This is a genomic window from Streptomyces sp. PA03-6a (genome assembly GCF_033792765.1).
In the GTDB taxonomy this organism is placed as follows: Bacteria; Actinomycetota; Actinomycetes; order Streptomycetales; family Streptomycetaceae; genus Actinacidiphila.
The window spans coordinates 1-13381 of sequence record NZ_JARAVK010000245.1 but is presented as its reverse complement, the minus strand read 5'-3'; the positions used below and the strand labels follow the sequence as shown (position 1 = coordinate 13381).

The following is a 13381-nucleotide window of genomic DNA, read 5'->3' as shown; positions in this document are numbered from 1 at the left end:
GTGGGGCCCGTCGTCGGGGGGTCGGTGGGCGAGGTCGTCGGCGAGGGGCTGCCCGACGGGGGGCCGATCGTGCCGCTGGCGGTCGCGGTCGGCGTGGGCGACTTCGTCGGCCGGGGCGAGGCGCTCATGCTCGGGGACCACGTCGGCGAGGGCGAGCTGGACGGCGCCGTGGAGGACGGCGGGTCGTCGGGGGTGTCGCTGCCCGCGCCGCCCACGTCAGGGAGGGAGACGACGTCGCCCTCGCGGAAGTGGTCGTACCAGGACAGGACCGTGTTCAGGTACGCCGTCGAGTTGTTGTAGCCCAGGATCGCGCGGTGGAGGTCGTGCTCGACGGACAGGTCGCGGTTGCCCGCGCACAGGTAGCGGCCGGCGGCGAGCGCCGCGTCGAATATGTTGTTCGGGTTGGTGACGCCGTCGTCGTTGCCGTCCGCGCCCCAGGTCTGCCAGGTCGACGGGATGAACTGCATCGGGCCGACCGCACGGTCGTGGACCTTGTCCCCGTCCCAGACGCCGTCGTCGGTGTCGGTTATGTTCGCGAAGCCGTTGCCGTTGAGGACCGGGCCCAGGATGGGGGAGAGCGTGGTGCCCGCGGAGTCGACGTTGCCGCCGCGCGCCTGGTTGGACTCGACCTGGCCGATCGCGGCCAGCAGCTCCCAGCGCAGGTTGCACCCGGGGTCGCTCGCGGCGAGCGCCGTCTCGGCCCTGCGGTAGGCCTCCAGCACCGACACCGGCAGGCCGGTGCCGTCGGTCGTGCCGGTCCCCGGCCCGGTGCCCGGGGTGGCGGAGGTGCCGGGAGCGGGTGTGTTGAGCGGCGGGAGACCGGTGAAGTACTCCGACGAGTTGCCGTCGATGGGGTCGCCGGGCGGGGGTACGATCGGGGCGCCTGCGCTGGTGTTGAGGATGCCCGGCAGCAGTCCGGGGGCCTGGGAACCCGTCAGCGCCGCCATGGCCGCGGCGGCCACCGCGGTGCCCGCGACTCCCCTGCGGATCCGCCGTCCGTACCGCGCTCGCATACCCGCTGCCCCTCCCGAAAGCCGTGTGTCGCCCGTCTCCCTGCGTGGCAACCCTGGTGACCCTACGGCAACTTCCCGAACGGAGCCACCGTCCCGGACGTCGCATACTGATCAGACAGATGTGTTCCGGAAGAGGTTGCATGCCGTTCACGATGAGTCATGCGTTGGCAGTGCTGCCGGGTCTGCGGCAGGACCGCGCCGGCACCGTACGGGGACGCGGCCCGCTCGTCGCGGCCGCCCTCGTCGCCGGCTCCTTCGCCCCCGACGTGCCGTTCTTCGCCGATTCGCTGGTGCGGGGCCTCTTCGGCTTCGGGCAGGTCACCCACGCCCCGCTGGGCGTCGCCCTCGTGGACCCGGTCATCGCCGCCGGGCTCGTGGGCGGCTGGGCGGTGCTGCGCGGCCCCCTCGTGGCGCTGCTGCCCGAGCACCGGCAGGCCGGGATCGCCGCCCTGGCCGGCGTCGGCGACCGCATGCGGCCCTCGCCACGCACGGTCGCGGCCTTCTGGGCGTCGGCCGTGGCCGGGGCGACCACCCACGTGGTCTGGGACGCCTTCACCCACCCCGGGCGGTGGGGCGTGCGCCTGCTGCCCGTGCTCGACCACGAGGTGCACGGCACGGCCCTGCACAAGTACGTCCAGTACGGAAGCTCGGCCGTGGCGCTGGCCCTGCTGGGCTGGTACGGGCTGCGCGCCCTGAGGGCCGTGCCCGGTACGGCCGAAAAGCGCCCCTCCTCCGTGCCCCGGCTCTCGCGCCGGGCCCGGCGGCTCGCCCTGACCGCCCTCGGCGTCACCACGGCCGCCGGAGCGGCCGTACGCGCGGAGCAGTGGTACGGGGCGACCGGCGACGCCGCCGGGATGATCCCGGCCGGCCTCTTCGGCGCCGGGGCAGGGCTCGCCCTGGCCGCCGCGACCTGCGCCGGCGCGGTGCACCTCACGCACCGCGCCGCCCGCCGCGACGGCCCGGGGACCGGCGGTCAGTGGGCCGCCGACTCCCAGTCAGGACCGACGCCCACGGAGACGTCCAGCGGCGCCCGCAACGGGTAGGCGGCGGCCATCTCGCGGCGGACCAGCTCCTCCACCGCGGCCCGCTCGCCCGGGGCGACCTCGACCACGATTTCGTCGTGCACCTGCAGCAGCATCCGGGAGCGCAGCCCCTCCCGCGCCAGCGCCGCGTCCACCTTCAGCATCGCGATCTTGACGATGTCGGCGGCCGAGCCCTGGATCGGCGCGTTGAGCGCCATCCGCTCGGCCATCTCGCGGCGCTGACGGTTGTCGCTGGTGAGGTCGGGAAGGTAGCGGCGGCGGCCCATCAAGGTCTCGGTGTAACCCGTGACCCGGGCCTCCTCCACCACGCGCTGCAGATAGTCCCGCACGCCGCCGAACCGCTCGAAGTACGTCTCCATCAGGCCGCGCGCCTCGGCCGCCTCGATGCCCAGCTGCTGCGACAGGCCGAAGGCCGACAGCCCGTACGCCAGCCCGTAGGACATCGCCTTGATCTTGCGGCGCATCTCGGCGTCCACCTGCTCCGGCGGCACCGAGAAGACGTAGCTGCCGACCGTGGTGTGCAGGTCCTCGCCGGAGTCGAAGGCCGCGATCAGCCCCTCGTCCTCCGACAGGTGGGCCATCACGCGCAGTTCGATCTGGCTGTAGTCGGCGGTCAGCAGCGACTCGTAGCCCTCGCCGACCACGAAGCCTCGGCGGATCGCCCGGCCCTCGTCGGTGCGCACCGGCACGTTCTGCAGGTTGGGGTCGGTCGAGGACAGCCGGCCCGTGGCCGCCACGATCTGGCTGAACGTGGTGTGGATCCGCCCGTCGGGAGCGATCGTCTTGACCAGCCCCTCGACCGTCACCCGCAGCTTCGCCTGCTCCCGGTGACGCAGCATGATCACCGGCAGCTCGTGCTCGGTCTGCGCCGCCAGCCACGCAAGCGCGTCCGCGTCGGTGGTGTAACCCGTCTTGGTCTTCTTCGTCTTGGGCAGCCCCAGCTCGCCGAAGAGCACCTCCTGCAGCTGCTTGGGGGAGCCCAGGTTGAACTCGTGCCCGACCGCGGCGTGCGCCTCCTTCACGGCGAGCTGCACCTCGCCCGCGAACCGCTGCTCCAGGCGCTCCAGATGCTCGCGGTCCGCCGCGATGCCCGCCCGCTCCATCTGCGCCAGCAGCGTGGAGGTCGGCAGCTCCACCTCGCGCAGCAGCCGCAGCGCGCCGTCCTGCTCCAGCCGCGCGGCGAACGCGTCGCCCAGGTCCAGCACGGCGCGCGCCTGCACCATCAGGGCGTCCGCCTCGGCCTCTTCGTCGGCGCCGAAGGCCAACTGGCCGTCCTCGCCGCCCGCGGGGGCCAGCTCCCGCCCCAGGTACTCCACCGACAGGTCGTCCAGCGCGAACGAGCGGCGGCCGGGCTTGACCAGGTACGCGGCCAGCGCCGTGCACATCGTGACCCCGTCCACGCTCCAGCCGTGCTCGGCGAAGACCCGCATCACGTTCTTGGCGTTGTGCAGCACCTTCGGCCGGGCGGCGTCCGCCAGCCACGCCGCGAAGGCCTGCTCGTCCTTCTCGTCCAGCGCCGACGGGTCGAACCACGCCGCCGGGCCCTCCGCCGTCGCCAGCGCCACCTCGGACACGCTGCCCGCGCCCAGCGCCCACGCGTCGACCGTCGCCACGCCCAGCGGCCCGCCGGCGTGCTCCACCAGCCAAGCCGCCAGCTCGCCCGCGGCCAGCACGCGGCCCTCGACGGCCACACCGCCGGCGACCTCCGGCGTGCCCTGCTCCGCGGCACCCGGGTCGGCCGCGTACAGCCGCTCCCGGAAGTTGGGGTGGCGGAACTCCAGGGTGTCCAGCACCACGTCGAGCGCGTCCCGGTCGTACGCCTGCCGTGCCAGCTGCTCCGGCCCGCAGGGCAGCTCCACGTCCCGCACCAGCTCCGTCAGCCGGCGGTTCAGCTTCACCGACTCCAGGTGGGCGCGCAGGTTCTCGCCGGCCTTGCCCTTCACCTCGTCCGCGCGGTCCGCGAGCTCCGCGAACGAGCCGAACTGGGTGATCCACTTGGCGGCGGTCTTCTCCCCGACGCCCGGGATGCCGGGCAGGTTGTCCGACGGGTCGCCGCGCAGCGCCGCGAAGTCCGGGTACTGCGCGGGGGTCAGCCCGTACTTCTCCTCGACCTTCGCCGGGGTGAACCGCGTCAGCTCGGAGACACCCTTCGTCGGGTACAGCACCGTGATGTGGTCCGAGACGAGCTGGAAGGAGTCGCGGTCGCCGGTGACGATCAGCACCTCGTACCCCAGCGCCTCCGCCTGCGTGGCCAGCGTGGCGATCACGTCGTCCGCCTCGTAACCCTCCGTGGCGAATCGCTGCACCTTCATCGTGTCCAGCAGCTCGCCGATCAGCGTCACCTGGCTGCGGAACTCGTCCGGCGTCGCGGACCGGGTCGCCTTGTACTCCGGGAACTCCTCCAGACGCCACGTGCGCCGCGAGACGTCGAACGCCACCGCCAGATGCGTCGGCCGTTCGTCACGCAGCGTGTTCGCCAGCATCGACGCGAAGCCGTACACCGCGTTCGTCGGCTGCCCGGTGGTGGTGTTGAAGTTCTCCACCGGCAGCGCGTAGAAGGCCCGGTACGCCAGCGAATGCCCGTCCAGCAGGAGCAACCGGGGCCGCTCACCCCCCTGGGGTGCGGTGCCGGTCGCTGCGTTCGTCTTCTCTGCCTTGGCTGCCACGTCCCCGATCCTCCCACGCCCGACTGACACTGCCGGTCCGCCGCCTTGTCGTGGCAGGATCGAAGCCATGGCAGGCAAAGCACCCGCAGGCGACCCCGTCCAGGACGCACCCGAGGTCAGCGCCCCGCAGCACGCCGCTGCCGGGCTCACGGCCATCGGGCACACCCTGCGCATCGCGCAGCAGCAGATGGGGGTGCGACGCACCGCGCTCACCCTCCTCAAGGTCAACCAGAAGGACGGCTTCGACTGCCCCGGCTGCGCCTGGCCCGAGCCCGAGCACCGGCACACCGCCGAGTTCTGCGAGAACGGCGCCAAGGCCGTCGCCGAGGAGGCCACCCTGCGCCGGGTCACCCCGGACTTCTTCGCCGCGCACCCCGTCGCCGACCTCGCCCGGCGCAGCGGCTACTGGCTGGGCCAGCAGGGCCGCCTCACCCAGCCCATGTACCTGCCGGACGGCGCCGACCACTACGAGCCCGTCCCCTGGGAACGCGCCTTCGAGATCGTCGCCGACGAGCTGAACGGCCTGACGGGCCCCGACGAGGCCGTGTTCTACACCTCGGGCCGCACCAGCAACGAGGCCGCCTTCCTCTACCAGCTCTTCGCCCGGGAGTTCGGCACCAACAACCTGCCCGACTGCTCCAACATGTGCCACGAGTCGTCGGGCTCCGCGCTCGCGCAGACCATAGGCATCGGCAAGGGCAGCGTCCTGCTCGAGGACCTCTACCGCGCCGACCTGATCATCGTCGCCGGGCAGAACCCCGGCACCAACCACCCCCGCATGCTCTCCGCCCTGGAGAAGGCGAAGGCGAGCGGCGCGAAGATCGTCACGGTCAACCCGCTGCCCGAGGCCGGCCTGCAGCGCTTCAAGAACCCGCAGACCCCCAAGGGCCTGGCCGGCGGCGGCACCGCGCTCGCCGACCTCTTCCTGCAGATCCGGCTCGGCGGTGACCAGGCCCTGTTCCGCGCCCTCAACAAGGCGCTCCTGGAGGCCGAGGACCAGGCGCCCGGCACCGTCCTCGACCAGGCCTTCATCGACGGCCACACCCACGGCTTCCAGGAGTGTGCCGCCGCCGCCCGCGCCACCGACCCCGACGAGGTGCTGCGCGCCACCGGCCTGCCCCAGTCCGAGATCGACGAACTCCTCGCCATGGTGCTCGGCGCCAAGAGCGTCATCGTCTGCTGGGCCATGGGCCTCACCCAGCACAAGCACTCCGTGCCCACCATCAAGGAGGTCGTCAACTTCCTCCTCCTGCGCGGCAACATCGGCCGCCCCGGCGCCGGCGTGTGCCCCGTCCGCGGCCACAGCAACGTCCAGGGCGACCGCACCATGGGCATCTACGAGAAGCCCGCCCCCGCCTTCCTCGACGCCCTGGAGAAGGAGTTCGGCTTCGCCCCGCCCCGCGAGCACGGCCTGGACACCGTCGCCGCCATCCGCGCCCTGCGCGACGGCGACGCCAAGGTCTTCTTCGCCATGGGCGGCAACTTCGTCGCCGCCTCACCCGACACGGACGTCACCGAGGCCGCCATGCGCCGCGCCCGCCTCACCGTGCACGTGTCCACCAAGCTCAACCGCTCCCACGTGGTCACCGGCGCCCGCGCCCTGATCCTGCCCACCCTGGGCCGCACCGAGCGGGACGTCCAGGCCGCCGGCGAGCAGTTCGTCACCGTCGAGGACTCCATGGGCATGGTGCACGCCTCCCGCGGCGGCCTGGAACCCGCGAGCCCCCTGCTGCTGTCCGAGCCGGCCATCGTCTGCCGCCTCGCCGCCGCCGTCCTCGGCCCGGACAGCCGCGTGCCCTGGCAGGAGCTCGAGGGCGACTACGACCGGATCCGCGACCGCATATCCCGCGTGATCCCCGGCTTCGACGACTTCAACGTCAAGGTGCGCCGCCCCGGCGGCTTCACCCTCCCGCACGCCCCGCGCGACTCCCGCAGCTTCCCCACCGCCACCGGGCTGGCCAACTTCACCGCCGCCCCCCTGGAGTACCCCCGGGTCCCCGAGGGCCGGCTGCTGCTGCAGACGCTGCGCTCGCACGACCAGTACAACACCACCATCTACGGCCTCGACGACCGCTACCGCGGCATCAAGGGCGGCCGCCGCGTCGTCCTGGTCCACCCCGACGACGCCGCCGCCCTCGGCTTCGCCGACGGCGCCTACACCGACCTCGTCAGCGAGTGGACGGACGGCACGGAACGCCGCGCCGAGGGCTTCCGGGTGGTCCACTACCCGACGGCCCGCGGCTGCGCCGCCGCCTACTACCCGGAGACCAACGTGCTGGTCCCGCTCGACCACACCGCCGACACCAGCAACACCCCGGCGTCCAAGTCCGTCGTCGTCCGGCTGGAACAGACCACCCCGCCCGGCGGTCCCCACTGACCGTCCGGTAGAAAACGGGCCAGTACACCGAACGACGACGATCGGAGCCACCGTCCATGGGCGAGCAGACCACGACCAGCCTTTTCTCCCCGGAGGTCATCGAGCAGTACGCCGGACTCGGCGTCGACCTGGTGGCGCTGTTCTCCGCCGGCGACCTCGGCTCCCGCATGGGCATCGAGATCGTTGAGGCGTCCGCGGAGCGCGTCGTGGGCACCATGCCCGTCGAGGGGAACACCCAGCCCTACGGGCTCCTCCACGGCGGCGCCTCCGCGGTCCTGGCGGAGACCATCGGCTCCATCGGCGCCATGCTGCACGGCGGCCCCGGCAAGCTCGCCGTCGGCGTCGATCTCAACTGCACCCACCACCGCGGCCTGCGCTCCGGCCGGGTGACCGGGGTCGCCACTCCCGTCCACCGCGGCCGCTCCTCCGCGACCTATGAGGTCGTCATCAGCGACGAGCAGGACCGCCGGGTCTGCTCCGCGCGCCTCACCTGCGCGCTGCGCCCGGCCACCCCGGCCACGCCGGGCACCGTCACCGCCTGACCCCCGCCCGCACGGGACGCACGAGGAGGGCGGCCCCCGGAATCCTCCGGGGGCCGCCCTCCTCGCGGTGTGAAACGCCGTACGACGCCGGACGCTACGCCGCGCCCTCACCGAGGTACGCGGCACGCACCCGCGGGTCGGACAGCAGGGCCGAGGCGTCGTCCTCCATGACGATCGCGCCCGTCTCCAGCACGTAGCCGCGGTCGGCCAGCTGCAGCGCCTGCGAGGCGTTCTGCTCCACCAGCAGCACCGTGGTGCCCTGGTCGTTGATCTCCTTGATGATCTCGAAGATCTGCTGGACGATCAGCGGCGCCAGCCCCATCGACGGCTCGTCGAGCAGCAGCAGGTTCGGGCGGCCCATCAGGGCCCGGCCGATGGCCAGCATCTGCTGCTCACCGCCGGACAGGGTGCCCGCCAGCTGCGTACGCCGCTCCGCCAGGCGCGGGAAGAGCGTCAGCACACGGTCCAGGTCGTCCTTGGAGACGCCCTTGAACCGGTACGCGCCCATCTCAAGGTTCTCCAGCACCGTCATCACCGGGAAGACACGGCGGCCCTCCGGCGACTGGCCGATGCCGAGCTCCACGACCTTGTGCGCGGGAACGCCGTCGATCCGCTCACCGCCCAGGCGCACCTCGCCGTGGCGGGGCTGCAGCAGACCGGAGATCGTGCGCAGGGTGGTCGTCTTGCCGGCGCCGTTCGCGCCGAGCAGCGCCACGACCTCACCCTGCCGGACCGTCACGTTGATGCCCTTGAGCGCCTGGATCGCGCCGTAGAACACCTGCAGGTCGACCAGCTCCAGCATCGCCGGGGCCTGGGCGACGGAACCGTCCGTCGCCTTCTCGAAGTTGGCGGCCTCGGTCATCGGCCCTCCTCCTCGGACTCACGCGGTGCGGGGACTTCCGGAGCGTCGGCCGCGTGGTGCGACTCGACGATCTCCACCATCTCCGCGACGGCCTCCACGGCCTCCTCGTCGGCAGAACCCAGGTACGCCTCGATCACCGCGGGATCGCGCTGCACCTCCTCGGGCAGACCCTCGGCGATCACCTTGCCGAAGTTCAGCACCATGACGCGGTCCGCGACCGACATCACGAGCTTCATGTCGTGCTCGATCAGCAGCACGCTGACGCCCAGGTCCTGGTTGATCCGGCGGATCAGCTGCTCCAGCTCCAGCTTCTCCGTCGGGTTCGTACCGGCCGCCGGCTCGTCCAGCAGCAGCACCTTCGGGTCGGTCGCCAGCGCCCGCGCGATCTCCAGACGCCGCTGGTCACCGTAGGAAAGGCTGGCGGCCAGCTCGTTGTGCTTGCCCGACAGGCCCACGTACGACAGCAGCTCCTGCGCCCGCTCGTCGCTGGCCTTCTCGTCCCGGCGCGCCCACGGCAGGCCCAGCATGATCGAGATCGCTCCCGACTTCTGCCGCGACTCCGCCGCGATCTTGACGTTCTCCAGCGCCGTCAGGGCACTGAAGAGCCGGATGTTCTGGTAGGTCCGGGCGACACCGTAACGGTTCACCAGGTACGGCTTGGCGCCGAGCAGCTTGTGCTCGGAACCGCCCTCCGCATGGAAGGTGATCGTGCCCTCCTGCGGGACGTACACGCCCGTCAGGGAGTTGAACAGCGAGGTCTTGCCCGCGCCGTTCGGGCCGATCACCGCGAGGATCTCGCCCCGCCGCATCGTCAGGTTGACGTCCGACAGGCTGGTGAGACCGCCGAACCGCAGCGTCACGCCACGGGCCTGCAGCACCGCACCGCCGGTCTGCGCGGGCTGCACGCCCGCTTCCTCCACCGCGTTCACGACTTCACGCCTCCCGTCGGCTCGGTCATCGCATCGGCGTCGCCGATGCCCGCCTCCGCCATGTGCAGCTCACGCTGCCTGCGGCGGGAGGGGATCACACCCTGCGGACGGAAGATCATCATGATGACGAGCAGCGCACCCAGGTAGATGAAGCGGTCCTGCTCCGGCACCAGGTCACGCAGCGCGTTCGGCAGCCACACCAGCAGCGCGGCACCGAACAGCACGCCCGCGATGGAGCCCATGCCGCCGAACACCACGTACGCCAGCGCGAGCACCGACAGCACGATGGTGAAGTTCTCCGGGTTGATGAAGCCGACCTTGCTGGAGTAGACGACGCCCGCCAGACCCGAGGTCGACGCGCCGATCGCGAAGGCCAGCAGCTTGTACCGGACGGTGTTGATGCCCGTCGCGGAGGCGGCCACCTCGTCCTCCCGGATCGCCGTCCAGGTGCGGCCGATCCGCGAGTGCTCCAGGCGGTTGTACAGGAAGATCAGCACCACCAGGAAGAACAGCAGCAGGTACCAGTACGGCAGCGGGTCCAGCGTCCAGTCGTAGTTGATCGGACCGATGTGGATCGACGGGTGCGGGATGCCGATGACACCGCGCGAACCGTTCGTGAAGCCGTCCGAGTTCTTCGCGACCAGGTACACGATCTCGTGGAAGCCCAGCGTCACGATCGCGAGGTAGTCACCGCGCAGCCGCAGCGTCGGGGCGCCGAGCAGCACACCGGCGATCAGACAGGTGACGATGGCGAACGGGATCGACTCCAGCGCGCCCACCGTGAACGGCGGCTTCACCGGCATGTGGCCGGTCCAGAAGGCGCAGGAGTACGCGCCGATCGCGTAGAAGGCGATGAAGCCCAGGTCCAGCAGACCGGCCCAGCCGACCACCACGTTCAGACCGACCGCGATGATCATGAAGATCCCCATCTGCGTGACGAGGACCTCCTGCCAGAACAGGCTGGTGTTCGCCGGGATGACGATCGCCAGCACCAGGACGACCACCAGTCCGCCCAGCCGCAGCCAGCCGTTGGACCGGAACATCGCCCGCGTCGGCTCCAGCGACTTGCCGACACCCTGCGCACCCTGCCGGGCCGCGTCGCGCACCGGAGCGCCGAACTCCACCAGGGCCCACACGCCCACCATGATGGCCAGGCAGATCCACAGCCGCGCCGACTGGAAGGCGCCGGTGAACGCCGACAGCCTCTCCGCCGGGTTGCCGTCCTCGCCCGTCATCAGCGCCAGGATGAAGCCCAGCACCAGCATGCCGAGCAGCCGTGTCCAGCGGGGCTGCTGGTACCAGGCCTTGCGGCGCAGTTTCGCCACGTCCACCGAGAAGGACTTGGCAGCGGTCGCGTTGCTCATGCCGACCTCCCCAGACGCTCGCCCATGATGCCCGTCGGACGGAACATCAGCACCAGGATCAGGATCACGAACGCGGTCACGTCGATCCACTGGGTGCCGAAGAGCGGGGAGCTCAGGTTCTCGACGATGCCCAGCAGCAGACCGCCCAGCATCGCACCACGGATGTTGCCGATACCGCCCAGCACCGCCGCCGCGAAGGCCTTGATGCCCGGCAGGAAGCCCACCGTGAACCAGACCTGGCCGGAGATGCCGAAGCCGTACAGGAAGCCGGCCGCGCCACCCAGCAGACCGCCGATGATGAACGTACGGGAGATGATCTTGTCGATGTCGACACCCATCAGACCCGCCGTCTCGGCGTCCTGCGCCACGGCCCGGATGCCCGCACCCATCTTCGTGCGGTTGACCACCAGGTCCAGACCGATCATCATCGCGACCGCGGAACCGATGATGATCAGCTGCGTGATCTTCACCGGGGTGCCGAAGACGCTGAAGACCTCACCGTTGGTGTACAGCTCCGGCATCGGCACGGGGTTGCGGCCCCACAGCTTGCCCGCCAGGTTGTACAGGAAGAACGACGCACCGATGGCGCTGATCAGGAAGACCAGCTTCGGGGCGTTGCGCTTGCGCAGCGGCTTGTACGCCGCCTTCTCCAGCCCGAACGCGGTCAGCGCTCCGACCAGGGCGCCGGCGATCATGCCGACGATCACCCACACGACGGAGTTGAACCCGTGCGGGGACTGCGGGGCGAGCTCGGAGAGCACGACGAGCGAACCGAAGCCGCCCATCATGAAGACCTCGCTGTGCGCGAAGTTGATGAGCTGGAGCACGCCGTAGACCAGGGTGTACCCGATCGCTATGACGGCGTACATGGAACCCGTCGTCAAGCCTGGGATGAAGTAGTCCCAGAAGTTGTGGAAGAGATTCATCGTGCGTGGGAATCCTTGCTGAAGCCGGTGAAGGGCGGCGAAAACGCGTCCGACACAGCGATGGGGAGCGCGGGGCGGCGGCCGGAATCCGTGCCGCGCCCCACGCCCCCCACCTCAGGTGTCAGTTGCCGGGTCAGCTGGCGCTGAGGGTGGCCACGTCACCCAGGTAGCCGATCTTGCCGTCGGCGACCTGGTACAGGTACACGTTCTTGGTCTTCAGCTCACCCTTGTCGTCGAAGGCGAACTCCTTGGTCAGGCCCTTGTAGTTGACACCCTTCAGGGCCGCCAGCAGCTTGTCGCGCGTGACGTCCTTACCGAGCTTCTTCATCTCGGAGATGATCAGGTTCGCGATGTCGTACGACTCGGCCGAGTAGGTGCCGGGGGGCGTGTTGAACTTCGCGGTGTACGCCTCGGTGAACGCCTTGGTGCTCTCGTTCTTCGTGGCGTCCGTGCACGGGCAGGTCAGGAACCACTTCTCGGACGCGGCGCCGGCCAGCTCGACGAACTTCGCGTCGTTGGAGCCGTCACCCGAGACGCCGATGCCCTTGAAGCCGCCGTCGGCCAGCTTCTTGGCGAACGGAGCCAGGTCCGCGTAGTAACCCGCGTAGATGAGCGCGTCGGCCTTGGAGTTGACGACCTTCGTCGCGGCAGCGGTGTAGTCCGGGGTCTTCGCCGGGACGGAGTCCGTCTCCACCGTGACGCCCGCGGCCTTCAGGCTGTCGATCGCGACCTTCGCCAGACCGACGCCGTACTCGCTCTTGTCGTCGATGACGAAGACCTTCTTGGCCTTCTCGTGCTTCGAGAGGTACTCGGCCATGCCGGCACCCTGCTCGTTGTCGTTCGGCGCACCGCGCAGGAACGAGGAGAAGCCCTGGTTCGTCAGGTCCGGGTTGGTCGCCGACGGCGTCACCGCGGCGAGCTGCGCCTGGGCGTACAGACCGCCCGCGGCCTTCGTCGGGCCGGAGAACGCGGGGCCGACGACGGCGACGACGCTGGTGTCACCGATCAGCTTCTGGGCCGCAGCGGGCGACTGGTCCGGCAGGCCCTGGTCGTCGCCGTCCACGACCTTCAGCGTGAAGGGCAGGTCGCCCTTCTTGTTGGCCTCTTCCACGGCCAGCTTCAGACCGTTGTCCTCGTTGATGCCCAGCGCGCTGTTGTCACCCGACAGCGGACCCTGGAAGCCGATGGAGAACGTCGGCTTGCCGCCGCCACTGCTGCTGTCGTCCTTGTCGCCACCGCACGCGGTGAGCGCGAGAGCGCCAACTGCCACCGGGATGGCAAGCTTGACGAGCTTCTTGTTGAGCACTACGACCCCCTGGAGCCGCTCAATGAGATTACGAGTCGGCGGGCCGTAGGCCCTCCGGATTGCGACCGCGTGAACTCCACGCGGGTTGGCGGGAATGTAATCCGCTGATCAGGCACTCAGATAGGCCGTCGGAAGATATGTGATCGGACGGTGACCTCGGTCATGTGCCGGAAACAGAACGGTCCTTACCGGTAACCGGACGACCCCTGGGGGAGAGATGGAGTCAAAGGTCCGATTTGGCGGCCTTGTGCGGCGGTTGGCCCGCCGGCCCGCCCTGACGGCCCTGGCCGGAGCACTCGCCGGAGCCACGGTAGCGGCCCTCGCCGCCGCCGCGACATGGCCCACCCCTTCCC

At 70.6% G+C, this 13381-nt stretch carries 10 protein-coding genes; 3 read left to right on the top strand and 7 right to left on the bottom strand.

Annotated elements, in window-relative coordinates:
- Positions 1-1013, bottom strand: a 1013-nt coding sequence (locus PV350_RS37650) for a lytic transglycosylase domain-containing protein (protein WP_500337963.1), incomplete at its 3' end; no start/stop codon positions are given.
- Between the two features lie 152 nt (positions 1014-1165).
- Here PV350_RS37650 and PV350_RS37645 point away from each other — a divergent pair.
- Positions 1166-2056, top strand: coding sequence for a DUF4184 family protein (locus PV350_RS37645; RefSeq protein WP_499511276.1), 891 nt, complete (start codon positions 1166-1168; stop codon positions 2054-2056).
- Here PV350_RS37645 and polA read toward each other — a convergent pair.
- Positions 1987-4722: a DNA polymerase I gene (polA, locus tag PV350_RS37640; protein ID WP_500337961.1), complete on the bottom strand. Its 2736-nt coding sequence runs from the start codon at positions 4720-4722 to the stop codon at positions 1987-1989. The two genes, PV350_RS37645 and polA, sit on opposite strands and share 70 nt — an antisense overlap.
- 67 nt (positions 4723-4789) lie before the next feature.
- On the opposite strand from polA, the gene PV350_RS37635 reads away from it, so the two are divergent.
- Complete coding sequence (locus tag PV350_RS37635; RefSeq protein ID WP_499511274.1) at positions 4790-7099, top strand: FdhF/YdeP family oxidoreductase; 2310 nt, start codon at positions 4790-4792, stop codon at positions 7097-7099.
- Positions 7100-7155: 56 nt separating this feature from the next.
- Positions 7156-7641: a PaaI family thioesterase gene (locus PV350_RS37630; protein ID WP_499511273.1), complete on the top strand. Its 486-nt coding sequence runs from the start codon at positions 7156-7158 to the stop codon at positions 7639-7641.
- 94 nt (positions 7642-7735) lie between these two features.
- Here PV350_RS37630 and PV350_RS37625 read toward each other — a convergent pair whose 3' ends face one another.
- From PV350_RS37625 to PV350_RS37605, 5 genes are all read right to left on the bottom strand, one after another.
- Entirely contained in the window at positions 7736-8503 is a 768-nt protein-coding gene (locus PV350_RS37625) for an ABC transporter ATP-binding protein (protein WP_499511272.1), read from the bottom strand.
- Positions 8500-9432: an ABC transporter ATP-binding protein gene (locus PV350_RS37620; RefSeq protein WP_499511271.1), complete on the bottom strand. Its 933-nt coding sequence runs from the start codon at positions 9430-9432 to the stop codon at positions 8500-8502. Before PV350_RS37620 ends, PV350_RS37625 begins: the two co-directional genes overlap by 4 nt.
- Positions 9429-10796, bottom strand: a complete 1368-nt coding sequence (locus PV350_RS37615) for a branched-chain amino acid ABC transporter permease (protein WP_499511270.1) — start codon at positions 10794-10796, stop codon at positions 9429-9431. The genes PV350_RS37620 and PV350_RS37615 overlap by 4 nt, the downstream gene beginning before the upstream one ends.
- Positions 10793-11722 carry a branched-chain amino acid ABC transporter permease gene (locus PV350_RS37610; RefSeq protein ID WP_499511269.1) on the bottom strand — a complete coding sequence of 310 codons (930 nt, stop codon included), beginning with the start codon at positions 11720-11722 and terminating at the stop codon, positions 10793-10795. The genes PV350_RS37615 and PV350_RS37610 overlap by 4 nt, the downstream gene beginning before the upstream one ends.
- A 133-nt stretch (positions 11723-11855) precedes the next feature.
- Positions 11856-13028: a branched-chain amino acid ABC transporter substrate-binding protein gene (locus tag PV350_RS37605; RefSeq protein ID WP_500337959.1), complete on the bottom strand. Its 1173-nt coding sequence runs from the start codon at positions 13026-13028 to the stop codon at positions 11856-11858.
- Between the last annotated feature and the right edge of the window lie 353 nt (positions 13029-13381).